General features: G+C 57.3%; 14 protein-coding genes. 6 read left to right on the forward strand and 8 right to left on the reverse strand.

The annotated features are described in order from the left end of the window. Positions 1-30 precede the first annotated feature (30 nt). Positions 31-6,177, reverse strand: a complete 6,147-nt coding sequence (locus tag Mal65_RS23655) for a protein kinase domain-containing protein (protein WP_145303490.1) — start codon at positions 6,175-6,177, stop codon at positions 31-33. Positions 6,178-6,237: 60 nt separating this feature from the next. Then, positions 6,238-10,545, reverse strand: a complete 4,308-nt coding sequence (locus tag Mal65_RS23660) for a hypothetical protein (protein WP_165701494.1) — start codon at positions 10,543-10,545, stop codon at positions 6,238-6,240. 453 nt (positions 10,546-10,998) lie between these two features. Between Mal65_RS23660 and Mal65_RS23665 the strand changes: the two genes are divergently transcribed. Next, the gene (locus tag Mal65_RS23665) at positions 10,999-11,709 is read left to right on the forward strand and encodes a hypothetical protein (RefSeq protein ID WP_165701495.1); all 711 of its coding nucleotides are present in this window, start codon (positions 10,999-11,001) and stop codon (positions 11,707-11,709) included. A 16-nt stretch (positions 11,710-11,725) separates the two neighbouring features. On the opposite strand, the gene Mal65_RS23670 is transcribed toward Mal65_RS23665, so the two are convergent. Continuing rightward, positions 11,726-12,310: an LURP-one-related family protein gene (locus tag Mal65_RS23670; protein WP_145303498.1), complete on the reverse strand. Its 585-nt coding sequence runs from the start codon at positions 12,308-12,310 to the stop codon at positions 11,726-11,728. 243 nt (positions 12,311-12,553) lie between these two features. On the opposite strand from Mal65_RS23670, the gene Mal65_RS23675 reads away from it, so the two are divergent. Further along, positions 12,554-14,356: a PQQ-binding-like beta-propeller repeat protein gene (locus Mal65_RS23675; RefSeq protein WP_145303500.1), complete on the forward strand. Its 1,803-nt coding sequence runs from the start codon at positions 12,554-12,556 to the stop codon at positions 14,354-14,356. 91 nt (positions 14,357-14,447) lie between these two features. Here Mal65_RS23675 and Mal65_RS23680 read toward each other — a convergent pair whose 3' ends face one another. The 4 genes from Mal65_RS23680 to Mal65_RS23695 form a co-directional block, all read right to left on the reverse strand. Then, a complete protein-coding gene (locus Mal65_RS23680) occupies positions 14,448-14,846 on the reverse strand; it encodes a DUF3467 domain-containing protein (RefSeq protein WP_145305155.1) in 399 nt (132 codons plus the stop codon). Between the two features lie 188 nt (positions 14,847-15,034). Next, entirely contained in the window at positions 15,035-17,272 is a 2,238-nt protein-coding gene (locus Mal65_RS23685; RefSeq protein ID WP_196784405.1) for a site-2 protease family protein, read from the reverse strand. A gap of 83 nt (positions 17,273-17,355) precedes the next feature. Further along, complete coding sequence (locus tag Mal65_RS23690) at positions 17,356-18,321, reverse strand: efflux RND transporter periplasmic adaptor subunit (protein ID WP_145303503.1); 966 nt, start codon at positions 18,319-18,321, stop codon at positions 17,356-17,358. A 73-nt stretch (positions 18,322-18,394) separates the two neighbouring features. After that, complete coding sequence (locus Mal65_RS23695; RefSeq protein WP_145303506.1) at positions 18,395-20,443, reverse strand: efflux RND transporter periplasmic adaptor subunit; 2,049 nt, start codon at positions 20,441-20,443, stop codon at positions 18,395-18,397. 198 nt (positions 20,444-20,641) lie between these two features. Between Mal65_RS23695 and Mal65_RS23700 the strand changes: the two genes are divergently transcribed. From Mal65_RS23700 to Mal65_RS23710, 3 genes are all read left to right on the forward strand, one after another. Next, positions 20,642-21,133: a hypothetical protein gene (locus Mal65_RS23700; protein ID WP_196784406.1), complete on the forward strand. Its 492-nt coding sequence runs from the start codon at positions 20,642-20,644 to the stop codon at positions 21,131-21,133. A gap of 139 nt (positions 21,134-21,272) precedes the next feature. After that, a complete protein-coding gene (locus Mal65_RS23705; RefSeq protein WP_196784407.1) occupies positions 21,273-21,830 on the forward strand; it encodes a DinB family protein in 558 nt (185 codons plus the stop codon). 134 nt (positions 21,831-21,964) lie between these two features. Then, positions 21,965-22,774, forward strand: coding sequence for a class I SAM-dependent methyltransferase (locus Mal65_RS23710; RefSeq protein ID WP_145303509.1), 810 nt, complete (start codon positions 21,965-21,967; stop codon positions 22,772-22,774). 117 nt (positions 22,775-22,891) lie between these two features. On the opposite strand, the gene Mal65_RS23715 is transcribed toward Mal65_RS23710, so the two are convergent. Then, positions 22,892-23,440 carry a hypothetical protein gene (locus Mal65_RS23715; protein WP_145303512.1) on the reverse strand — a complete coding sequence of 183 codons (549 nt, stop codon included), beginning with the start codon at positions 23,438-23,440 and terminating at the stop codon, positions 22,892-22,894. A 1,235-nt stretch (positions 23,441-24,675) separates the two neighbouring features. On the opposite strand from Mal65_RS23715, the gene Mal65_RS23720 reads away from it, so the two are divergent. Beyond that, entirely contained in the window at positions 24,676-26,241 is a 1,566-nt protein-coding gene (locus Mal65_RS23720) for a sigma-70 family RNA polymerase sigma factor (RefSeq protein WP_145305159.1), read from the forward strand. Positions 26,242-26,290: the final 49 nt, after the last annotated feature.

The following is a 26,290-nucleotide window of genomic DNA, read 5'->3' on the forward strand; positions in this document are numbered from 1 at the left end:
CGCATGACGCAAAGCCGCCACTTCGAACGATTAAGGATTCATGGACCAAACCGAAATCCGTCCTTCGCGATCCGCGGTCAAAACGTGTTTCTGATCTGGCGAAATGTCGACATCAGTCAACGGTTGGTTGTGCCGGCGAATCTCGATCAACTCACGCCCCTCGGTGGACGTCTGGTCCTTGGCGACGGCATCCAACATCGGGTCCCAAATCCGTAATGATTCATCATCACTGACCGACAACAGACGTAAATTGGCGTCTTCGTTGCCGTGAAAAACGACGCCTTCGACAGATTCGGCGTGCCCACGAAACACAATGGGCACACGCCACTGGACGTCATTGATGCCTGGAATCGGCCACATTCGCACCAACCGGTCGGCTCCTCCGCAAGCGACCCAACGCCCGTCGGCCGAGAACCGACCACACAAAACGGCGCCCGCTTGTGGTATGTCCATCAACACGTCCGTCTTCTTCGCAACGATGTCATGGACCACCACTTCGCCGCGATCCGTTGTGACCAACAAACGGCGACCATCGACCGAGAAAGTTAACGACAGGGGGCGGCCCAACGTTACCGACCATTGCCCCGCATCAATCAATTCCAAAGTCTCATCGCTTTCACGATACTTCCACTGACGCACCCGACCGTCATCACCACCGGTCACCAGAACGTCTGGTGACGATGCGGGTCCGAACTGTAGACAGCGAACGGCACCCTCGTGCGGCGATTCCAACTTTGCCACCGCGCGGCCCGTTTCCACATCCCAGATTTTCACGCTGCGACTTGCGGTCGCCACACGAGTGGAATCGGCGGAAAAAGCGACGTCGGTGATGGCACCGTGCGAACGGTAACTGCGCATATGCTGATATGTGGTGCAGTCCCACAGAAACGCCGCGCTTCCGTGCAGCGTTAGAAGCTGATTGGGCGATATCGGCAAGACGGCCCCCGGATCGGGCAATCGCATGGGCAACTCGAATCGTCCACGACGCTGGGCAAACGTCGCGTTGTCCACCAACGACTTGTCGTCATCGATGCGTGCTGTCTGCACATGCCACAGGTCAATCTGCGAAGGCTCATCGCCGCGGGGCGTGAACAATACCGCCAACCGACCGTCCGAATCGTCAAAGCAGGCATCGACAATTCCTGGTCGTCCACCGTTGACCGATTTTGCATCTCGCGGTATTTCCAATCGCGTCAGCATCTGTGACGCTCCGGTGACCGAATCCACAAGCACTGCTTGATGCACGACGGAATCGACCTTGGCCAATTCCGTCACCACCGCCAAGAATCGTTTATCCGGTGATAACGACAATCCCACCGCGGCACCGTCTTGAGCGTAGGTCTGCACCACTTGCCGGCTTTCCAAATCCCAGCGACTGACGACGCCATCATCGGTTGCGATCCAGGCCGATGATCCGTTGACTGCAAACGCGATGGCGTGAATCCGAAGCCCCAAACGATCGTCCCAAGGTTCACCGATTGGTTTTCCGGATTCGCAATCCCACTGAATTAGCCGACCCGCGCGATCGCCGGTCAATAAGGTTTTGCCATCATCCGATATCGCTACCGCCGAAACGGATTCTTGGTGCCCGCCCAATCGGTGCATCACGCGAGGATAACTGCTCTGCCCCGGCGGTATTTCCCAAATCAGCGCACGATCATTCTTGGAACTGGACGCGGTCACCATTCGACGTCCGTCACGGGAAACAGCGACCACATTTCCGATGCCCGTTCCCGACGCGGTGGTCAGTTCTGTTCCCTTTTTCAAATCCCACAACCGAACCATCGCATCGGCGGCACCGACAACCAACCGCCCATACCGACGATCCAATGCCATGGCCATCGCACGAAAATCCGTACCTTCGTCAAGCCGAAGTGTCGCCGCCAGCGCGGCGTCATCCGATTCTGAAGCGGTTCCCATCGTACGATCGTCGGTGACCCAAAGATCGTTTTGCTGATCGTAAGAAAGCAACCTTGCGGTACGATCACGCCCCGCTGTCACAATCCGATCCGAAGCCGGAGAAAACCGTGCCGCCCAGATGGCATCGTCCTGCACCTGGATCAAACCGGATGATCCGGTTTGATTTTCTGATTCACCATCAGCATTACTTGGCTTCTTTGATACCTGACTGACCAAAGTCCTAAACGCACGGTATGACCGCACGGATGCTTGATCGTCATCCGAATCAGGCATGGGTTCCACGTCGGGCTTTCGCAGATCCCAGAGCCGAACCGTCATGTCCTTGGATGCAGAAATCACCATTCCCTGCCCCTCGTCCCAGTATTCCGCCGCAACCACCGCACCGCCATGGCCACGGAACGACCGCTGAAACTGTCCGACGGGTGGTTGATCGACGCCGGATGCCTGGACCCGCCAAAGCTTGATCAAATAGTCATCACCGCTGGTCACCAAATGCTGACCGTCGTCGGAAAAAGAAACCGACAAGACTTTGGAGTCATGTGCCGCGTCTTGCGCGCGGTCTTCGCGACCGGAACCAACGTCGGGATCGACCAAACGAGCCGACGGCACAACGGACTTGGAACTTGACTGTTTGGGCACCGAAGCCATGTCCCCCGCATTGCCTGCGGTCTCTGGTGCAAGCCCCTGCACGGCCCGTTGGATTTCAGAAACGAGGTCCGATTGCGCAACGGCTTTCGGGTCCCAAAGAAACACGACACCTGACTGGTCGCCAGACGCCACCAAAGATCCGTCACGCGTCAGGCAAACGTCCGTCACGGGTGATTCATGCTGATCATATACCCCCACACGATCGAACGAGGTTCCATCATTATCAATCGACCACAATACGATTCGTCCCATCGTCTGATCGGCGATGGCGGCGGCAACCAAAACATCGGATTCCCGCGCCACGGCATCAAACGCCACGACCGGCGCCAAGTGCCATAGGACCGACGTTTGATCTTCGGACGAACCGGATCGCACGCGAATCGTTCGGTCAGTCCCCGCGGACAGGATCCAGTCGTCACGACGATCGGGGAACGACAACAACATGGATTCCGTCACCCGTCCGTTGTGGCTGAGCATCGATCCAGACGATATTGGCCGCTCCTGCGATCGATCCATCAGATCGACGGTTCCCAGTTCTGTTCCCACTAGCAGTCGATTCCCGTCCGCCGCGATCGCCACGTCGCTAGCAACATCTCCTTGGGACGTTGCAAAAGCCGGCTGCATGCGTAGGCGTTGTCCCTGGCGATTCAAAGTCACGACGCGACCGTCGGCCAGCGCGACGGCAAAATCACCCGCGTTCTTGGACATCGATAGGTCTTTCGCCGGCGATTCCAGTTGCACGGTTTCGGCCGCCTGTTGGGTCACATCGGACAACCACTGCAGCTCGATGGGCAACTCGCCCGTTTTCCCTTCCCGCCGCCGCTTTTCGATCAATTCATCAACGATGCGACGAGCCTCATCAAATTCATTCTGGTCCACACGTGCTTTGGCAAGGCCGATCTGAGATCGATAGTATTCTTGTTCGACCAAACGCCGGGCAAGCTCCGTTTCCCTGCGAGCCTTGACCGCTTCATTCCTGGCAACGACCGCTTTGTTCTTTTCTTCGACGGCGATCTTTTTCTGCTCTTCTTCGTTCTGCTTTGCCTTCAAGGCTTCGTCCCGAGCCGTTTCCGCATCACCACGCGCAATCGCCTCTTTGTCCTTTGCCTTTTCCGCTTGTTCGCGTGCTTCAATGGCTTCTTGTCGTGCTGCCTCTGCCTCCACTCTCTTCGTTTCGGCGACTTGGGCATTGGACCGAGCCTCTTCCGCGTTAGCTCGAGCCAACTCTTCGTTTTCCCTGGCCAAGTTCGCGTTGTGTTCGGCCAAGCCTCGTTGCTGGTCGATGAAGTAGATCGCCGCCGCCCCACCGACCAGGATGAACGCCAGCATCGCTGCCGCAGCCTTTTTCAACAGCGTCAACCGAGACGCATTCAGCTCTCGTTCACGAATGCCATCTTTCAGCCGCTTGATCAAATCGACGTGATCGGGATCGTTCTCACTGAGTAGCGATAACCCCAAATCGAAGTCGCGGTTGCGATAGGCCGCTTCGGCATGTTCGACGCGTGCCTGAGACAATCCCAACTTGGCTTGCCGGTTGCCTTCCCACAAAACCAACGCTTCTTCGAAACCGAATTCAGCCCTCGCGAACGACGAATAGTCCTCGGTCTGCCCTGCACGCTGCAAATCATCTTTGGCACGTTTGGCCAAGGTGATGCTTTCGGCGTGATCGCGGTATTGTCGAATCGCGTCCTGAAAACTGGGCACATCGGGATATCGATCGGCCGGATTGGTGGCCATCGCCTTCAATGCGATGTCCATCAGTTCGCCACGATAACGATCATCAAAAGGCCGAATTTCATTCGACGCGACCGCTCGTAAACAAAGGCTGACGTTCGCAGCATTGTGGGGCGGATTACCGGTGATGATCATGAACAGCGTCGCACCAAGCAGATAGATATCTGCTGCCGGCCCGATGCGATCGACCGGCCCGACCGCCAATTCAGGCGCCATGAACGACGGCGTCCCGCCCAGGCCGTGCGATGGCGTGATCGAATCCAGTTTTTCGAACTCGGGCTTCGCCAACGCCAAGCCCCAGTCCATCACCAACACAACACCGAAGTCGCCCAACATGATGTTTTCGGGCTTGATGTCACGGTGCACCACGCCCCGAGTGTGCGCGAAACCGATTGCGTCGGATGTCCGCAACAAGATCTCAAGATTCTCATCCAACGTCTTTTCGGCAATCACGTCGGACCAGGGCGTCCCGACGACCCGCTTCATCGCGTAAAAGACAGTGTTGTCACCGGTGACAGCGACATCATGGATGGGAACGATGTTCGGGTGATCCAAATCACCGGTCACAACGGCTTCGGACAAAAACTGTTGCCGACGTGATTCCTCGACGTGTTGCAGTTTGCCTTGTTTGCGAAGCTTGGATCGCTTGGCCTTGTCCAACGGGCGGATGACTTTGACGGCAATCAACCGGTCCAGCGAACCTTGCCGAGCGACGAACACATTGCCCATCCCACCCTTGCCCAGAAGGCGGATCAAACGATAGTCCGACAACTGGTCATCATTTTGCATGGGCGTCACCATGTGACGCTTGTGCAAAGCCAATTTTTGCTCACTGATGGACCGGTCGATGGCCGGCTTCATCTTGGTGGGCGCGTCGTCGGCGACGAACTCGGCGGAGATTTGGCCCCAAAAATCTTGCTCCTCATCGCTCAACTGACGTGGGCTGATCGTCTGCCCGAGATTGTCGTCCTCTAAGACACTCGGTTGCCCATCCGCATCGTCCGCCGGATCCACAACCAACGAATCCAGCGCCACATCCATGGTGTGAACATCATCGGGATCCTGAAACTCCATCGTGGACTGGTCAGAACGCGAATCGTCCACGCCCAGTTCAAAGTCCACGGTTCCCGAATGCGGATCACCCTTTGAATCCGGTGCGTCCAATTCCGCGGTCGCGTCGCTGGACAAATCCACCGTTCGATTTTCGTCACTTGGATCGACGAGGCCGGAAGCCATGACGGTCTCCGAACCGGCAGTTTCATCCAACCGTTTGGTCGCGTCTAAATCCACCGTTTCATCAATGCGTGTGGTGGCATCCAGATCGACCGTTTCATCCAACCGCTTGGTGGCGTTTGGATCCGATTCATCCGTCGAATCCGTAGCCGCGGGGACGACATCGACGGTTTCATCAATACGCCGCGTCGCGCTCAAATCGGTGGTTTCATCCAACGCCTCCATCGGAACCGACAGCTTCGCTGGCGTGAAATCGACGGTTTCATCGATTTGTTTGGTGGCGTCTAGATCGTCTTCTTTGCTGGACGATTCGGCGTCCGCGTCGGGATCAATTCCCACCGTTTCATCCAAACGTGTGGTCGCATCCAAATCAACGGTTTCATCCAACTTCGCTGTGCGATCCAGATCGTTTGCCGACGAATCGCCGGTCGCGCGTTCGCCGGGCTTCGCACTGCCAGATCCCGTCGCTGCAACATCCGGTGTGGGAACGTCTTGGTCATCAGGACCGCAATGGCCATCGCCGTCCGGTTGGTTCAGATCAACGGTTTCATCCAATGACTCCGGACGTCGACTGGGATCATCGTCTTGTCGACCCGGTTCCCTATGCGGATCGTTCGGTGATCGTTGACCGTCGCGAGACATTTAGAGCTAACCTAAACAAACAATTGTTCGATGAATTTGGTACGGGTTCATGTGATCGCATCATGAGGTGCCGGGGCTTTGATCCCCAAACCCTGCGGCGATACGACGCAAAAAGCGAGATGAATGAGAAAAGGGTTGAACCGGGGCATCATCCGGCGGCAAAGATTCAGCATCCTCGTCTTCATCCGGCCAAAATGAATCGACCGGCGGCTGATCCACACCGGCATCACCCGATTCACGGTCTTCGCTTGGGCCAGCCGATGCCTCCTGGGAATTCGATATTTCGTCCCCGTTTCCATCCGAACCGTCGGTGGCATCCAGCGGCGTCAGCTTCAGGGTACCGCCATCCAGATCGTCGTTCAAAATCACCGGACGACCGCCACGCAAATCGACTCGCAGAATGGAACGTTCGTCGTCGTCACCGGCAACGTATTCAATCTCATAAGCTCCATCGGGAAGCTGCCGGAACAATCGCTGAAGTTTTTCGAAATCCAAGATGTCGTCGGGCAAGCGAATCGGTTCGATCAAATCCGGCGACGCGGGATCTGGCGAAAGTGTTCGCAATTGAAAGTATTCATCACTGATCGAAACGTTCAACGATGTGCTTTCGGACGTTTGAAAGCTGGCATCTGTGACAAAAGTGGTTTCCGTCTGTCGCACAATGGTGGGCAATTCCACCGGTTCGGGAATCACATCACGAACGGGAAAAAAGGCGACCGGGACGTCGACCTGTGGGATCACGAAAAACGCCCTTCCGTTTTCTAAAATCGGCCCCGCCGGGTCCAACGTCAACGGATTGTCGGTCGATGTGACCAGTCGGCCATCGACTGGAAGCGGCAGGTCGCTGCCTTGAAAAATGCGATCCGCCTGGATCTGTATCGACTCGTGGTGTGACACCGAAAAACGAACCGCCAAAGGATCGGTTGCACTTTGCCGACCATTCAATGTTGAATTCAGAATGTCCGATTCAAGATAAACATGACTCACCTGCGCCGTCGCACCGTCACCGGGAAGATTATCGACGCGCTGAAAACGATCCGCCGGAGCCCCCCAGTCGATCATCAACGTCAAACCGGTTTCGCCTTGGGTTCCGATGTCAACGCTTAGCGTTCCCTCCGCATCATTCAAGTTCGCTTGAGACAGAATATTGGTGCTGACGGAATCGAAATCATAAAACGCGTCCGCTACGACTCCCTCACCCGGATAGGGCGTGAACTGGCGTGCAATCCCCACACCCTGCCCCGTCATGATTTCGAAATCATCGCCCAGCGAAACGGTGTCCGCTTCGACATCGACCGCTCCGCCGGTTGTTGCATCGGCATGAAGTTGAACCGAATCACCCACAATCCAGCTGTCACCCATCCGCAACCGAATCGTGCCCGACGTTCCGCCTGCAACGATCTCCGGATCCGCTTTTCGATCGTTGCCGTCATTGGTCGCGTCAAAGTCGTCGATCACGATGTCGTCGGCGGCTCGAATGTCGATGCCTCCGTTGCCGGTTCGAATGACGCCCGAATCGTCACGAGAATCACCAGACGCCAAGCGAACGGAATCGGTTTCGGCGATCAGCAAATCTCCAGGATTGGTTCCATCGACCGATGCAACCAGATCGGCGACAGCGGTAGTTAGGGCAATTGACTCGGCCTGATCCGCGACATCATTGCCCGCAACCACCACCAAATCATCGGCGGCGACCGAAGCCGTTTGTGAATCAACGACACCCACGACGGGATCGATCGACAACACGTCATCCGCGGACACCAGCCGAACATCGGCGTTTAAGTCGGCTTGAACCCGACCGACCAAAAGATCGCTTCCAGTCCCGGTGGTTTCCAAGCGGATGTCGCGACTGTCGGCTGAACCATCGGCACCGTCTGATCCGAATTGATTTTCCGAGTGAACCAGTATGGCTTCCATCGTGCCCGCCGAGCGCACATCAATCCCGCCATCGACGGTCTGCAAACGTTGGATACGAATAGAATTAAGTTCGTCGATCGCCACTGCGCCGGAGGAGGACACGAAGCCATCAAGCGTCTGCACCTGCGTCTCAATTGCGTCCCCATCGCCAATCCCTGAATGTGACCGGATGACAACGCCGCCCGATTCGGCCACAAGGTCAATGCTGCTGTCGCCTCCGTCTTGAATGGCACCGTCAGTGCTTGTCACTTGTATGGCATCATTTTGGCCTGAACCGCTGACCACGGTGCCCAACATAATGTCCGAACTGGCCGTCAACCGGACGACATCCTCAGTGGCGATGACAGCCGCGCCATCCTCCATGCGAATTTCCCCCAAACTTCCGGGGGCGTCGCCCGCGGTCAGCCGTACTTGCCCCGGTGATTGCACGTTTGCACCGGCGGGCAAAACAAGGCTCGCTTGATGATTCGCCACATCGATCCCACCGGATGCGCTGACGTCCACCAATCGAACATCACCCGCCCCGACGCGATCAACACGGATCGAGCCTCCGTCGGCTCGCAGTTGCGAAACTTCCGCATCGGCCGATCCTGACCAATCCAATGCGATGTCACCATCGGTCGTGACTGCATCCAAGGTTCGCAAGTCGGCCAGACGCATCGGCGTGACGCCGCCAATGCCCTCGTCGGCACGCAAAATCAATCCGTCCGCGTCGATTCGGGCGTCGGCACCGTCAATCGCATCGATACGTTGCGCCGAAAGTTCGACATTCTCGCCAGCGTCCACCGCCCCCACCTGCAATGCGACATCGCTGTGTAGCTGAATCGAGCGACCGGCAACAAGCCGGTCCACAACGTCGATTTGGTTGCCGGGCTGCGAAAAATCAATCGCCCCGTCGGCATACACCGACAAGCGATTCATGTCGATCGTCTGACCGCTCGCCTGCTGAACATCACCTGCAATGGGTTGCGTCGGTTCGCCAATGATCAGTGTTTCGGCCTGCATCGTTCCCAGACGGACGGTGGTTGCATTTCCCAACACAATTCCGGCGGACTTGAGATGCACCCCCGTCAGGTCCAACGGATCTGACGACGCGTCGACCAAGATCTGATCCACAGCATTGATCGCTCCATCGGTCCCCGATACCGGCCCCGTCACGGTGACGTTCGTTGCCGTCAAAGATGAATCCAACAGAGTTTCGGTGGCCTGCAGCTGGACGTCATCCGCAACGCTGACATCACCAGTCAAAATGATTTGATTGCCAGCCACGACATCCAAATCACCTTGCACCACCAACGAATGTTCGATGCGAACAGAATCCCCCGAGCGAATCAACAAAGAATCATCGCCGCCGGTGGACGCCAGCTCCGATTCAATGATTAGATCCTGGTCGGTTACCAAACTGACATCACCTTCGAACGTCGTCGGCACCGACAGCACAAGATCCTCCGACGTCTGCAACTGCAGGTCGATCAATTCCATCTGGCCCGCGTTGACGGTGAAGTGATTCGCGGTGATGTCGGAACGAATCGAAACAGTGGAATCAGGCGAATCAATCGCCAGGCTTCCGCTGACGTCGATCGTATCGCCCGACAATTGAATTTGATTGCCACCACGAATGGTCACATCGTGCAAGGGTTCCCCCACGGATCGGTCCACATCCCCGAGGTTCAGATCGGCTGTGTTTCCCAGTTGAAACGTCAATGAACTTTCGACGTTTGTCGCGGCGGTCGATACACCGGTTAGTTCCACCAGTCCTTGCGTCGCTTGAACGGTCACGTCTCCCGAGACGACCAACATTCCATCGATTCGAATCGATCCGTTGCCCAAATCCACCAACGTCGGCTGATCGGGCTGGCCCACATCCGTTCGCCCCGTGATCGTCAGACGATCACCTTGGGCGTCAAAGGCCCCCGAGCGTGGCGCCAAAACGACTTGCTCCGAATCGATCGTCACTTCGTCGGCGGAACTGCCGTTGACGACGGGCGATTCCAAAACCACACGATCCCGGCCGTCGCCGCCCGTCACGTCGATGTCCAATCCGTCGATCAAAGGTGTCACCGCGACATCATCACCGGCTCCCAGGTCGATTCGCAACGATCCAGCAGTGATCTCAGACTTCTGGATCGAATCAGCGTAGACCGGGTTACCCACGCCATCGGTCCCAACTTGGATCGGAATCAACGATGCATCAGCATCGAACAGACGCACATCATCCGTCGCGGCATGCTGGACTTGAACAAAGTCACCACCGGCGCCTCCTTGGATCACCAATTCACCCAAGGCGGTCAATTCCGCCGTCGCGTTCAGAACCAACCGACGTTCCAGCATTCGGACCCGTGGTTTCCACCCCGCCATCTCTGCACTCGGGTGTCTCGCGGCATCGGCCACCACCCGCCGGCGTCGCCACCACTTCGCCAAGCGTCCCGGATTCCGTCGGCTTGGTTGCATCGGATGGCCTGTGAATGAAACGAGAATTTGGAATTGCGCGGCTGTGGGCAGACGAAAATCCCCTCGATGGAAGCCCAGTCATCATAATTGGCAGGGCCGAGAAATACGAAAACCGTCTGGTCGGTTCGAGCCAGAAAGCACGATGAAATCGCCTTACAAAAGCCCGTTCCAATGCTTGCAGCCTTGTCTGTGAAACCGAATTCGCAAACCGGACACACCGGCGGGCTGCTTTCGCGACCAGCGGGGTTCCCAGGCACGCCGCTGGTCGTCATCAAGAACATTCCTGCCCTCCCCCCAAGCGAACCGCCAGCTGAGGCCGGCCGAAACCGTCGCGGTGGTAAACCTTACCGGCTGAATCGAATGTTCTGGATTCAACGACGTCCGCACACCGATGGTCCGGGGTGAAGGTCCCGCCATGTTTGCCGGTGGGACGGCAACACCCAGGCTAGCGTCGTGTGCACCCATCGTATGACGGCAATTTATCGAACATCCGATCGCTGGCGGTTCGGCACGGTCATCCTTTTGATGGCGACGATCACGTCAGCGGCTAGCGGCGACCCGCCCGATGACGGCTTTGCGCCGGTCAACGTTTCCAGCAATTGGACGACGATGACCGATGACAAAGAATTTGTGGCCACCGACACCGCATCCGAGCCCGATGCATCAATGGCGGATGCCGACCGACTGCGACAACGATTGGCCGAGCTTCGCAAACCGGCCCAAGACATACGTTTGGACAGTCGGCCGATCCTGGATGATGTGCCGACAAATGTCGCCGCCCTTCAGCAAGATCAGGAACCGGAACGATACTGGGCCAGCCCGCACTATCCCACGCCGATTGCTTCCCGGGTCCACGAACCGTTCTGCCATCAACCTCTGTACTTCCAAGAAATCGCTTTGGAACGTTGTGGTGACCACTGTGGATACTTCCAGAACGCCGTCAGCACCTGGCGATTCGTATTCAACACGACCGTCCTGCCGTACCGTCTGGCCACGCAACCCCACTGTCGATGCGTCACGTCGTGGGGTGACTGTCGTTGCTGCCAACAGGACCGCTTTCCTGCGGTCGAACCATTGCAGCGTCGCGATGATGGCCATCTTCAATGCCGGGGCGTGACAGCGGAAGCCGCGATGGCCGGCTTTACGTTCCTGTTGTTGATGTAAACGGCAGGTCAGACACCTAGCCTCGACGGCGTTCCAACAACACGACCATCATCAGCGCCAACAGCGAACGCAGCTCATCGTCTTCGGGCATCTCCGACAGCTTTTCCAAGGTAAATCGACCTTCGAAAATTGCCGGATGCTTGATCAGACGCAGCAGTGGTGTTCCATCGGGGCGACGCACGATGTAGCTGGGGTTCAACAAATAGATGAAGATCATCCCGATGATCGGAATTTCACCCAGCAGGCTTTCGACGAATTTTTTGATCGCACTTTCCTCTTCGACTTCCATGTCGACCTGGCCGTCCTGAATGATCTGGTAGTGCGCCGACCAAAGTGATCGCATGCCGCGACGCCGCACCGATCCCCAATCATTTCCCTGTGGATCGGTAAAGTGGTAATTTGCTGAAAAGTCGATCATGCGATCCGCGTCGATGCGAAACAACAAGTGGGTCTGCTGTTGATCAGAAAAGATCTCCACTTGTTCCTTGAAGCGAAACATCTTTTGCTTGACGAACATCAACAACTTGCCGCTGGCATCGGTCGCGCTGATACGCTGTCCAAACGTCAACAGCTTGAACGACAATTCGATCGGATATTGCATCTCGCACCGTTTGTGAATGTTCTGTTTCGCTCTCGCGGCCACCGCCGAATGCCCGATGCCCTGCAAAACCCAAAGCTCACTGCGTCACAGCGAATCGATCGGTGAATCCTATCCAATGGGTTACAGCGGCGTGGGTCAACGTATCGAAATCTCTTTCGTGCTGCCAAGACGTCCGATCGCCGGACGAATGCATCGGCGCCCGTATCCTCCTCCGCCCCTTTCCCATCACAGCGACGTACCGTCATGCCAGATGATCCACAAACTTCGGCAGTGCCCGTTGATACGGCTTCGCAACCGCCCGTCCACAGCCTGCGTTGGTGGCCCGCTGCGGCGCTGCTGTTGCTGATGGCGGCCCTGCGATATGGCCTTGGTTCCACGGAATCGCCCAGCCTGTCGATGATGATGCTGGCATTCATGGGACCGGCGGCGGTCTGTCTGTTGATTCTGCTTTGGTGGTGTTTTGGAAGTGCCGCCACCATACGTGAAAAAGCCATCGGGCTGATCGGGCTTGTCGTCATCGCTGTCATTTCGGTCGCGCTCATGCACCCATCTTTGCAAGGCATGGCGACCGTCATCATGGTCATCCCCACGGCCATCGCCCTATTTGCGGTCGCACTGATCCTGTTTTCACGGCAACCGAAATGGCGTCTACCGGTCGCGTTGGTTGCCGCCACGATCGGCTTTGGATTTTGGAACCTGAAGCAAAGCGAAGGCGTCACCGGTCAGTTCGAATCCCAGCTGTTGTGGCGATGGCAGCCCACCGCTGAACAATCCTATTTAAAGGAACTTGCGTCTCGCGAGACCACCGAACCTGTCGATGCCGGCGACATGATCGCGCTGGCCGATGCACAGTGGCCGGCCTTCCGGGGGGCCGATCGTAACGGCGTGGTCCGCGGCGCGGCGCTGATGGAAGACTGGGACACGACGCCGCCGAAGCTGGTTTGGAAACACCGAATTGGTCCGGCGTGGTCGTCCTTCGCTGTTGCCGGAAATCGCATCTACACCCAAGAGCAACGTGGCGACGAAGAAGCCGTGCTGTGCCTGGACGCCGACACGGGCCGGTCGATTTGGACCCACGCGTATCCCAGCCGATTCTGGGAAGCCATCGGCGGTGCGGGCCCACGCGCCACCCCAACGTACGCCGACGAAGGATTGTTCGCGTTGGGTGCCGATGGGATCTTGATGGCACTGGATCCCACCGACGGTACCCTGCGATGGGAAAGAGACCTCAAGGACGATGCCAGACGCGATCCGCCACAATGGGGATTTTCGTCTTCACCTTTGGTCGTCGACGGCAAGGTCATCGTGCATGCCGGCGGTGAAGATGATTTGGGGCTGCTGGCCTATGAAGCCATTGACGGAAGCATCGCTTGGTCCGTCCCTTCGGGTGACCACAGCTACAGTTCGGCACAATTGGCCGAGTTCTTTGGGACCGCGGGCATCTTGATGATGACCAACCAAGCCCTGCAGTTCGTTAGCATTGCCGACGGTTCGACCATCTGGCAGCACGATTGGCCCGTGGAAAACTATCGTGCCATCCAGCCGTTGGTTGTTTCCGATACGGTGCTGATTGGGACCAGCCTGGGCGAAGGCACGCGTAAGATCCAAGTCCTTCGGAACGAATCCGACAACCAATGGTCCACCGTTGAACGCTGGACATCACTGGACTTGAAACCTGATTACAACGATTACGTGGTGGCCGATGGATTCCTGTATGGTTTCGACCGAAACATCTTTGCCTGCATCGATCTGAAATCGGGCCAACGTCAATGGAAACGCGGACGATACGGTAACGGCCAAGTTCTCCTGCTGGCCGACGCCGACCAACTATTGGTTTCATCCGAAAAAGGCGAAGTCGTCCTGCTGCGGGCCAATCCCGAGCAGCTACAGGAAACCACACGCTTTCAAGCCCTGGATGGCAAAACGTGGAATCATCCGGTACTGGTGGGCGACCGGCTTTACATCCGTAACGCTCAAGAGGCCGCCTGTTATCAAATGCCGCTGAAGAAAAACGAAACGCCGGAACAAGACTTGGCGGCAAAGTAGACGCCACAACTAAGCGTGGAGCCTAAAAAAAACGCACCACCGGAAAACCGATGGTGCGTTTTGATTGGATTCAATCGAATCTCGGTGGACCTCAGTCCTTCTTGGCCTGAGCAGCCTGTTGTTGCAGGCCCGGACGAACACGCTTGTTGATGTCCGTTTCCAAAACGCCGAAAACCGACTCGTGGCGGGCGACCGACATTTGCAGTGCGGCCAACAGTCGCTTGGCGGTGAAGAAGTTCAAAATGATTCGTTGCTTGACTTGAATCGGGTCCTTCGGGACACCGATCGGTTGCGGGTTCAAACCAAAGTCGACGATCAGTTCTTCGGGCGAACCGGTCACGCGGCAAAAGTTCGCGTAGGTGGCGACCGCGTGATCATCTTCCACTTGAACTTGAACGGGCTGTTGGGTTTGTGCCTTTTCAGCGGCTGGTGCGGGAGCAGGAGCAGCGGTCTGAGTGTCTTCGGCGGTCTTGGCGGCTTCGTCGGCCATTGGGAAAATCTCCAAACATGGGTCTTGGGACAAACATCACATTGGTGAGGCCGCCCATCCTAACTTGCGGGGGGTATGACGCAACGCACGTCATACCTTTTTCCCCCGTGGAAAACAAAAAGTGATCGTCATAAGTGTCAAAAGACAAAACTGCGCAAAATGGATTAAACCGGTGTTCGACAACCGTTCTAAAATTCAAAGTTGAACGTCTTGGCAATGATCCGCCACAAGCGTTGCCCCAAGGACATTGGATCCACATGAATCTTGGCCGATCCGCGATAGCCCGCTCTCAGCACGGTCTCATCAAAATCAATCGGGACTCGTCCTTGGAATGAAACACTGCGTGGTTTGATCTGGCCTGTCCGCGGGTCAATTTCGGTTTGCAAATCGCCCCCGGTTTGGCTGGACATATTCGTCGAAGCTGCTTGCATCGGATTGATCGACATCTCGGTCAATTTCCCATGAAAGGTCTCCAATCGCTTGGAATCCAATTTCAAATCAACCTCCTGGCCGACACGAACCAGCTGCATGTCGCCCTGGTCGATGATCAGCACCGCCTCATAATCTTTAGGGGTGCCGATCTCGCAAATCTTATCATCCGGCGTCATCAAAGCCCCGATGTTATGCGGCTGCATCGGAGTCCCCGTCCAACCAGGCAAGCGTCCGTCGCCGGCATCTTGTGATGGCTTGTCGGCCGGCGGCAGAACTTGGCCGTCACGAACCGCACGAACGGTCAACCGCTTGACTTCTTCTTCGGTTTTTTCACGCAGCGCGACGATCGACGCCAGGACCTCATCTTGATAATCCTGCTGCACTTTGACCGATTCATCGGTTCGTGCACGACGCGTCAGGTTCGCACGCTGGACTCGTGCAAGTTCTTCTTGGCCCTGAAGATCCGCCAAACGAATGATCAGGTCGGGATTCTCCAGTTTGGCAACCGGATCTCCCTTGGAAACGATGTCTCCCGGCTGTGCAGTCCAACGGACACGTCCCGTTGTGGCAGCATAGACCGAACCGGCTTCGCTGGGTCGGATCTCAAAAGCACAATCGATATGGTGCGGCAGCGGAATGTACGCCACCGCCGCCAGGATCGCTCCCGCGATGCCCAGCGTTGCAAACAGTCGGCCCTTCTTCACTTTTGCCAACCTCCCAGGCGTACGAACAAATTTCCAAGTTTGAATAATGGGCTGCATCACAAGGCCGGCAAATCCGGCCACCGCCAACAATCGGCCGACCGCCTGAAGCCCATAAGGTTCCAACACCTTCATCACGAACCAGACGATCGAAAACACAACCACCCATCGATAAATCACACTCGCGATGGTGAACATCGCAAAGGCAAGTCGATTTCGCTGGGGCAAGAAAGGATCTTCCTGCAGTTCCAACCCCAAGCAGGTTTCTTGAAACCATCGCTTGAGAACTTCCGTGGCCTTCTGACGAAGGTTGGGAATTTCCAACAAATCCATCAAAATGTAATAGCCGTCGAACCGCAGCAACGGGTTCCCGTTGACCAGAATCGTGCTAACAGCATTCAGGAACATGATATTCAGCGACAAATCATTGACGGTCGTTCCGGGTTCGCTGAAGAACCAGACAAATGCTGCAATCGATGCCAGGATCATTTCCACATAAATCCCGGCCGCACCGATCCAAACACGCTGCCATTTATTGGGCAACATCCATGAATCGGAAACATTGCAATACAGACATGGCGTGAACACCAACAGCATGAAACCGATTTCGTGGCATTCACCACCGAATTTCTTACAACTCAGCCCGTGACCGAATTCGTGAATGACTTTCACGACTCCCATCGTTGCCGCAAGAATCAGCCACCGGTCGGCTGCAAAAAATTGCTGGAATGTGGGCAACTTGGCATAAACGGTTTCATACTGAGTCGCCAACAACAACGACGCGGTAAGAAACAAACCGATAAAGAACAACAGTGCCGGGACTGTGAACATCCACCCGAACCACGGCAACAGCCGGTTCAAGATTTTTTCGGGGTCGATACCACGGGTACGAATCGCAAAGATGTTGGAAAACTTGCCCAACAGTTCCTTGTTACGCTTCTTCCGACCACGTTCGCGAAGCTGTTTTCCCTGCCCTGGCGAATTGCTGATCACCAGCCCACTGCGGTGCAGCATTCCGATGAACTGTTGCAGATCCCCAAAGGTGATCTTCTGCGGTGCGAATCGAGCCTCAAATCCGTCTTTGATTTGTTGCAGGCTGACGTGACCGTCCAGCATGTTCAGAATGAAATATTCTTCATCATGAAAGCGGAAGTACTGCAGCCCGATTGGTTCTTTGACCACCCAATAGGCCGCACCCTGATAATGGTGCCGACTGCCCGTCAGGTCCGGCCGTTTGCGCACCGTCAGCGGCCGCGATGAGCTGCTTACCAGGGATTCGGCCAAAGTGGTCATGACAAATTACGACAGAGAAAAGGATGCAGGGGGTTGCTCAAACTAGAAAACGAACGGAGCAGTGACGATTCTTAGATCACCAATCACTTGATGACGATGTCGGCCGACATTCCAGGCCGGATGATCCAGCGTCCATCGACTTGCTGGTTTTTGATCACGGCCCAAGCGCGATAGCTTTCCAAACTGTTGATTCCGGGGCTGACAAAGCCCAACTGGGCGTTGATGCGGATCGGTTCGCCGTCTTTGCCGTCGGCGTAAACCCAGACTTCGCATGGGGCACCGGCATAAACGCGGTCGCCCGTTCCGATGGCGGGCAAATCGGCTTCGACTTTCAATTCATCCATCTGCAACAGGCTGGCGATCGGGCTGCCCGGTTGGACCCATTCGCCCTGTTGTGCGTCGCGTTCTTCGATCTCGATCACGCCGTCAAAGGGGGCCTTGATCTGTCGCCGATCCAATTCGTGTTCGGCCATCGCCAATTCCACACTGCGGGCGATGAATTTGATTTGGTTGCCCTTGGTTTCGATGTCCGCAAGTTCGATCTGTAGACCGGCCTTTTCGACTTCGAGTTCCTTCTTTTCTTTTTCAAGACGGCTGGCAACGTTTTTTCGGAACAGTTCACGAAGCGCTTCGGCTTCCTTTTCGGCAAGCTTGCGACTGCTGACTGCGAAACGTCGGTTGATGTCGTTTTCGGCGTTCAGCTTGGCTTCCAGCTTTTCAGCTTTCTTTAACTCCACGGCCAAGCGTGCGGAATGGTCATCGATCACACCGATGATCTCGCCGGCCTTCACCGTGCTGCCCTCTTCGATATTCAGCTGGGTCAGTTTGCCTTCCACTTCGGCCGGGATCTTGATGTTACGACGAAACTTGACGAAGCCGTTTTCCGAACGCAGTTGGCCGTCGGCCATGGACCGCTGGCCGCCAAGCCCGGCATAGGGAGTGGCCAGGCTGCCACGTTCCTGGCCGCTGGCATCGCTGCTGACGACCAACAGGCATGCCATCATGGCCGGCAACAAGAACAGCAACGATGCTTTGGGTTGGTTGGTCATATCGCTGGTAAAGATAAGGGCGGCGTGGATGAAGGTAGGGGGTGGAGGCGTGACTGGTGATCGACAGCGTTGACTAGAAGAAGAACTTGCAAGCCCACTCGTAGACTTCGTGCAGCAAGACGAACCCGGAGGCGCGCCGGCCGCACTTCACGTCGGCGGTGAAGCGTGTGCCAGGGCTGGGATCAAGCTTTTTCAGATCGTCCTGGTCGGGCGTTGCTTTCATCTTGATGATCGCGCCGTGTTCTTCATCGGCTTCGGCACGCAACGCGATCTGGCGAGTCGGCAGGACCGCATGAAGTGTTTCGTCAGGATCGGACGCCAGGATGTATTCGACATCCAATTGATCCAAACTGTTTTCGCGAATGAAATTGTCCAAATGCCCCTCACGTTTCTCGGGCATCTTCAATTCCAAATACATCGGCTGTGTCAGGTCGGCGACCTCCATCAAGACCTGCCCGGTGGTCACGGGACGAGCCCGCAACATTTTTTCGACTTCCCATGAAACCACGGTGCCGTCGATCGGCGATTTGACGTCCAAATCGGCTTCGCGTTCTTGTTTCAGTTCCAGTTTCTTTTTCAAGATCTCCAGCTTCGTTCCCAACTCGTAGGTCTGGGCTTCCAAAGCGACCGCTTCGCTGCGTTCCATGTTGCGACGATCCTTCAACTGCATCCGCAGACGATCGAATTCCGCATAGGTCGTTTGGATTTGCCCCTGAAGATCGGCGATTTCGATGTCCAGATCGGGATTACGTAAACGCAGCAGCACCTGGCCGGCTTTGATCTCATCGTTCTCCTTGACCAGAACATCGATGACTTCACCGTCGATGTTGGCAAAGACTTCGCGCCGGACTTCCGGCAACAGCGTGCCTTCGGCTTCCAAGTCAAAGTCCAGGGGCACAAAAATGCCTGCCAGAATCAAGCCGATCACGCCGGCCACCACGGCCAAGGTCTTGGGCAGCGTCCGAGCCTTCAAAACCCAAGTCGCACGACCCAGAGCCCGCCAAACCGGCATCAGGAAAAGGTTGCTGTGTGATAGCGAGTTGGCGATCGCTCGAGTGCCGTGTTCGTAAACCAAGTCACAGCGGGCGCGGAACACTTCGGGCGGCAGTTCGCTTTCGATCTGCTCGACGATCAGCGCGCCGATGACTTCGCCGCGGTGCGCGTTGTCGCGGTCCAAGGCGCCGGTGGCCGCGTTTTCTTCGCTGCTGATGTCGCGTTGCGGTTCACGCAACGGCAACACGGCGATGTTTCGGCCGTAGGACTGATCGACGTATTCCTCCAACGCGTCTTCGATTTGTGGCGGCAAGTCTTCGGTCTTGCCGTCGTGCCACAACGGTTCGCCGGCGGCGACAACGCGGGTGGCCAAATTGTTCAGGGCGGCAACGATGTTGGATCGGTTTTCGAACGTGTCTTGACCGCTGATCGCTTCGACCTTGCACTTGCGCCCCGACTTGATCGCCACACTGACGCGGTCACAACCGATCAACCGCCGTCCTTCGTTGGCAACGATGTTCGCGGTTTCTTTAAGGTCCAATGACTCGTGGGCCGCGCGGGCGAACGAGTCCGATTGCTGCCACAGTGTTTGGCGATCGCCCAACGTTCGCAGTTTCTGGCTTCGCAACCATTCGGCGGCCAACTGACACATCTGCTGCATGAACCGCAGATAGCCGCGTTGGGTGTCCGGGGCGGTGTCGGGACGCTGGAAGACTTCGATCACGCCGTCCTTGTGGCCGTCATGCTCGAGGGCCCCCAGGACCAACAGGTATCGCGTCGGGTTGCCTTCGCTTTCGCCGTCGGTGGTTCCAGAGTACGGGGGAACCAGCAACGACTGGCCCGCGTTGGCCACGCGGGTGATCAACCGATTGTGCCGGGATGCATCTTCGCTGTCGTTGGACAGCACCGATGGCTCGGCGTTGATTTGGTACTGCAGTTTCAGTTGGCGGTCTTCATCCAGCAGCCAGATCGCGCCGCCGGCGGCCGCCAGGGCCGTGATGATCCGGGTCAAAAGCTCCGGATAGAACTCTTCCGCCGTTGCCCCACTTTTGGACAACGTCGCAATTTCGTTCACCAAAGCCCGAATCTGTGCCTTGGTTTCTTCGACCGATTGCTGATTGACCGCCATGGCTGTGCGAACCCGAAAACAGGGAGTGGTGGGAAGCTGGTTGGGGGACCGATGTCGTCGATTTTGTGACGGTACTGAAACGCGGGCGAAATTGCCACGTTGACAATTTATACAACTTGTATAAGTATGTAAAGAGTTGGCTTTTTGGAATTTTTCAGCCCCGCCCGGCTGACCGCCTGAATCCTTGGCAGCGTCCCGATGCAGACCCCCGACCCTCGCCAGATGACGGCCGCCGCGCAAAGTCGCGGTTTGACCGGCGGCCAGGAGCAAACGGGGCTGGCCGGGGCGAACGGAAAGGCGGTCTCCCTAGATGTCATCCAGGCCCAGGGGACGATCACCGAGCTGCGGATGGAACTAAACCGCATGCAGCGGACGATCCGGCTGACGATCCAGGCCCGACTGCTCCATTTGCAGGGACAATCCTGCGACACGTTGGAGGCCAACCAGACTCTGGCGACCGAGCTGCACGAATTACTGGACAGCCAAGGCTTGCGGGTGCAGTGCAGCGAATGCGGTCACCCGGCGATCCTGCGGGCATCGCCTCGCAAGGGGTCCCCGCGCGGCGCTTTCGTGTTTGACCACACGATCAACGGCCGGCGGACATTCCATGGCGGCGCCGGCGTGATCCCCGAATTGCGACTGGTCGCCAAACCGAAGCGTGCCAAGGCGACTCGTCGCGAACCCAAGTAACGACACGGGCGATTTCTGTATCGGGTGAAGATGGTACGATCCCCACCTGCGTGCATCGCGGTGCGGCCGATCCGGCGGGCCGACGACACACCAATCCCCCCTTGCCCGATTTGGCCCCCCACGGACGCCGACCTGATTGATGACCGACGCAGCCCCCGATCTGCCTTCGCCCGATGACGTCCCGTCGATGCTGCGATCGGCATTGGGCCAGATCGATTTCGCCAGGAATTACACCGTCGCCTTGCTGGACGCGACGCCGAAGGAACTGTGGCACGAAGTCCCGCCGAATTCGCCGACGTCAATCGCTTGGCAGATCGGACACCTGACGGTCAGCCAGTACGGGCTGTTGATGTTTCGGGTCCGTGGACGCCAGCCCGACGACCTGGATTTGATCCCGGGTAAGTTTCGCAAAGCATTCGGTCGCGGCTCCGACCCCGCAGCGATCGGCGAACAGACCGCATCACCCGACGAACTTCTGGAACGCTTCGGGCGCGTCCACCAGCAAGCAATGACGGAACTGCATGCGTTGCTGGACGCGCCGGACGTCGCCGAACAGTTGCTGGAACCGGTGGACATGCCGTACGCCGCGTATCCCGTGAAACTGGGCGCGATCCTGTTCTGTCCGCTACACGAACAGATCCACAGCGGACAGATCGGTCTGACCCGTCGATTGCTGGATCTGGATCCGGTCCGCTGAAAGATCCGAGTCAGCAGACGCGACACGATCGGTGCGCATTGGGTTTCACGACTTTCGCCGTCATGGCCGGCCCCCGTCGGTGACCTGCACGACACACACCCACCGGGCCACAAACCCGCACAACGCAATTGCCGATGGAAACCTTAGACGAATCGATCTACGACCACCCGAAATACTACGACTTGGTTTTCGGCGCCGACTGTGCCTCGGAAACTCGCTTCATTATGGAATGCGGGCACTGGTATGCCGACGGCGCGGTGGGCAAGAAATCGCCTTCGAAGTGGCGGATGTTTGAACCAGCGTGCGGGACCGGGCGATTACTGAACGCCTTTGCCCGCAAAGGCCACACGGTGGCCGGGCTGGACCTGAATCCCAAAGCGGTTGAATTCTGTAACGCCCGATTTGCACGCGGTGGCTTTCCACAGTCGGCGTTTGTTGCCGACATGAGCGACTTTCAAGTTGACAAGCCGTACGACATCGCTTTCAACACGATCAACAGCTTTCGACATGTTGCCAGCGAACGGGCCGCCAAAGCCCATCTGGATTGCATGGCCGACGCGATTCGTCCGGGCGGCTTGTATCTGCTGGGCATTCACCTGACCCCAACCACAGGCGTGCCCAGCGAAACCGAATCATGGTCGGCACGTCGCGGACACCTCGCGATCAACACGCACATGTGGACGATCTCGCGCGAACCGAAAAAGCGGATCGAACGGTTCGGCATTCGGTTCGACGTGCACACGCCACAGCGATCGTTCCGCATCAACGACGTGCTGGTGCTGCGCAGTTACACCAAGCCGCAAATGGAACGGCTGATTAAAAGCAGTCCGGCTTGGGAAATCGCCGACACATTCGACTTTGCCTATGACATCGACGAACCGATTGATGTCGACGCGTCGACCGAAGACGTCGTCTATATACTGCGACGAAAAGCCAACGCATAGCGATCCGCCTGGTCGCTTCCGACATCGCGACAACCGGGCGCCGAAACACCATCGCCAAAGTGTCCCGCACGGCGGACCGACTGACCGGAGCCCGATCACCGTGCATGGCCGCCACGCTTACCCGGAAGCCGCCGGTGTTTTGGATCGGCCCAACGACAGCGACAGAAACGCGCCCAACAGACAGGCCGCGGCGACACCACCGGACGCCAGCGCGTACGTCCCCATCGACTGTTTTTTCATCTCAGCGACCCGGTAATCGGTCGGCGCGGTGGCCGCGATGCCAAATTCTTCGATGTCTTCCCAGACGCGAATCAGTTCCGCGGGGCTCAGCTTTTTGAACTCGTCACGCAACTGCTGTGCGTGCATTTCGGTGGTCATGGGCACATCGATCACGGCCCAGCGAAGCCCGCAAAAACCGGCCACCAGCAGAAAAACCAAACCGACCAAGCCCAACACCACGAACAGCCCGCGCCCCACCGCGTTGACCTCGGATTTGGGGGCATCCCCCAAGGGCCCGGCGTCATCGACGCGCGGCAATTGACGCAACTGCCCCAACTTGGGCACGTCCACCACCGCGTTGCAGGACGGACAGGGTGTCGTGCCGCCGGCTTGGGCCGGACTGACCTCGATTGCCGCTTCACAATGGGGACACGTCAACAGGTGCATCTGCGGGCGACTTTCGCAAAATGGAAACTGACAAACATACAAATCCGATCGGTGAATAAAACCACCCAGACCTGGACCCGGCCGTTGGTCGGACTAAAATCCAGGTGTGCAAACGGTACCACCGCCACAGCACCACCGCTTCCCGCCTGAATTCCTTCCGAGACGCCGACGCACGGCCGCCCGTTGATTCGATTTCCCCACGCCAGCGATCCTGGCAAACGGAACGGTCAACGTTCGCCTGCAGCGACGATTCGAATCGGGTTCAGGTACCAGGGAACGTCCCAGACGAATCGCGGGGGGAAACAATGAACTGTTTTGTTCGTCTTCGCGTCCCAACGGAGTTGGGTTCGCTTTCGAGTGGTCAAATTTGCCGAATGTCTCACGGATGTGAACGGTCGAACCCATGGGGCACACGAAAACCGTCGCCGGGCGAAGATTTTCGTTGTGACCGCGCCGGTCTTTCGTGCCGCGAAAAACCGGTTCCCTAAACGTTCGACCCGAAAGCGTATTCGGATCTCGTGCTGACGCACTCGTCCACCCCGGTCAATTGTCGTTTTGCCAGAACGGTTTCATGACGTCCTGTGTCATGTTGCGCCGTCGCAAAACACGGGACCGCGGCGAACCATTGCGGGGGCCAAGATCGGATTCGCCGCGATGAACGAACGTCGATGGCGCGACGGTACGTGCTGCATTGGCATGGTGGTCTATTGGGTCCACCACCCCGGTGCTTCACGGATCGCAGGTCACAGACATCAACCATTGGCGAACATTGTGGAAACACGATCGTACGGATTTCAAATTACATACCCCGAACAGTTCGACGCCCTAGCGATTCGGCAACCAAGGTGGCACAGCGTTTTCGTTTGATGCCCGCAATGGCCCCTCCGATTGACTTCGCCAACAAAGGAAACCCAGTCCGCGCAGCCCGATCAAAACGAAAGTCTTTCCAATTCCATGGCCGCCGCAAACCGTTGGTATGGCGGGTGGTAAAGTTGGAAATGACCGGCTTGACGCACCACCGGATTTCGGCTTTCCACGCCATCTTTCGCCAAGACGACGTGCCGGAACCAAACGCGTGCTATTGATTAGATTTCGGACGCAAACCGCGCGGCACCCCACAGCGAACCAAGCACCACACTAGCCACCCGCCCGTTTCGCAACCCAACCCAAGCCATGGCGGTCGCGGCAACAGCCCGCCGACCCCGACACAACAGACTTTCTAAGGAGTGACACCCTTGTTCGATACGATGATGGACGAGTTCGACGACGTCAGTGCACAAAGCACCGATGTCGTGACCGGCAATTTTCGCAAACTGCCGGCCGATGACGGCGAAGACGACGGCACGGTTGCCGTATCCGCCGGCGAACTGGCCGAAGGTGAAGTCCAATTGGACAGCCCCGACGAACTGCTGCCCATCGACGAGAGTGAATCCTGGTCCGATGACCCGGTGCGGATGTACTTGACCCAAATGGGCGAGATCCCGCTGCTGACCCGTCGCGAAGAAATCGAATTGGCCAAACGGATCGAGGAAACTCGTCGACGCTTCCGCACCAAGCTGCTGGAAAACCACTTCGTCTTGGTCGAAGCCTACAAGACGCTGAAGAAGGTCTATCGCGGCCAACTGCCGTTCGATCGCACCGTCCAAGTGTCGGTGACCGATCGCCTGGAGAAAGAACAGATCGTCGGACGGCTGCCCCACAACCTGCGGACACTGCAAACCCTGCTGCAGCGAAACCGCCACGATTGGAAGGTCGCCCTCAGCAAGAGTGCTTCGCAACGGCGTCGTGCCGAAGCTTGGCGTCAACTGGGCCGGCGCCGTCGCCGCGCCGTTCGCTTGGTCGAAGAACTGGGTCTGCGGACCCAACGAATCGAAACCCGCATCGATCTGCTGGACCGATTCTCCCAACGGCTGACCGAGATCGACGAGCTGATCAAGCAGCAAAAACGCACCAAGCACGGTCGCGAAGTCCGCGAAAGCTTGCTGCACGAACGTCGCCAGATCCTGACCGCTTGCCAAGAAACGCCGACGTCCCTGCGGAATCGCGTCAAGATGCTGCGCCGCGTTTACGGCGATTACCAACAAGCCAAACGTGAACTGAGCGAAGGTAACCTGCGGCTGGTCGTCAGCATCGCCAAGAAGTATCGGAACCGTGGCTTGTCTTTCCTGGACCTGATCCAAGAAGGCAATGCGGGCCTGATGCGTGCGGTCGACAAGTTCGAATACCGCCGTGGGTTCAAGTTTTGTACGTACGCGACCTGGTGGATTCGCCAAGCGATCACTCGCGCCGTGGCCGACCAAAGCCGAACGATTCGTATCCCCGTGCACATGGTCGAAACCATGTCTCGCGTGCGAAACGTGGCACGCCAACTGTTGCAAGAACTTGGCCGTGAACCGACGATCGAAGAAACCGCACGCCGCGCCGACGTCACCGTCGAAGAAGCCCGCCGTGTGCTGACGATGAGCCGGTTCCCGATCAGCTTGGATCGCCCGGTCGGCAACAGCGAAGACAGCCAATTCGGCGATCTGTTGCCCGACGGCACCGCGGAAAGCCCGCAAATCGGGGCGACCCAGGAAATGCTGCGTGACCGGATCACCGGCGTGCTGAAATCGCTGTCCTACCGTGAACGCGAAATCATCAAGCTGCGTTACGGCCTGGGCGACGGATACAGTTACACCCTGGAAGAAGTCGGGCACATCTTCAAAGTGACCCGAGAACGGATCCGCCAGATCGAAGCAAAAGCGGTTCGCAAGCTGCAACAACCCAGTCGCAGTCAAGAACTGGTGGGCTTCCTGGACTGATCCCGACGGTCCCACCTGCGTGCATGAATCCAAAACAAAACGCGGCGTC

The organism is Crateriforma conspicua, from assembly GCF_007752935.1.
GTDB classification, from domain to species: domain Bacteria; phylum Planctomycetota; class Planctomycetia; order Pirellulales; family Pirellulaceae; genus Crateriforma; species Crateriforma conspicua.

Coding starts and splice junctions, on each gene's coding strand:
- Mal65_RS23655 (WP_145303490.1), bottom strand. CDS start 6,177: ATGTCTCGCGACGGTCAACGATCACCGAACGATCCGCATAGGGAACCG.
- Mal65_RS23660 (WP_165701494.1), bottom strand. CDS start 10,545: ATGCAACCAAGCCGACGGAATCCGGGACGCTTGGCGAAGTGGTGGCGA.
- Mal65_RS23670 (WP_145303498.1), bottom strand. CDS start 12,310: ATGCAATATCCGATCGAATTGTCGTTCAAGCTGTTGACGTTTGGACAG.
- Mal65_RS23675 (WP_145303500.1), top strand. CDS start 12,554: ATGCCAGATGATCCACAAACTTCGGCAGTGCCCGTTGATACGGCTTCG.
- Mal65_RS23680 (WP_145305155.1), bottom strand. CDS start 14,846: ATGGCCGACGAAGCCGCCAAGACCGCCGAAGACACTCAGACCGCTGCT.
- Mal65_RS23685 (WP_196784405.1), bottom strand. CDS start 17,272: ATGACCACTTTGGCCGAATCCCTGGTAAGCAGCTCATCGCGGCCGCTG.
- Mal65_RS23690 (WP_145303503.1), bottom strand. CDS start 18,321: ATGACCAACCAACCCAAAGCATCGTTGCTGTTCTTGTTGCCGGCCATG.
- Mal65_RS23695 (WP_145303506.1), bottom strand. CDS start 20,443: ATGGCGGTCAATCAGCAATCGGTCGAAGAAACCAAGGCACAGATTCGG.
- Mal65_RS23700 (WP_196784406.1), top strand. CDS start 20,642: ATGCAGACCCCCGACCCTCGCCAGATGACGGCCGCCGCGCAAAGTCGC.
- Mal65_RS23705 (WP_196784407.1), top strand. CDS start 21,273: ATGACCGACGCAGCCCCCGATCTGCCTTCGCCCGATGACGTCCCGTCG.
- Mal65_RS23710 (WP_145303509.1), top strand. CDS start 21,965: ATGGAAACCTTAGACGAATCGATCTACGACCACCCGAAATACTACGAC.
- Mal65_RS23715 (WP_145303512.1), bottom strand. CDS start 23,440: ATGCACCTGTTGACGTGTCCCCATTGTGAAGCGGCAATCGAGGTCAGT.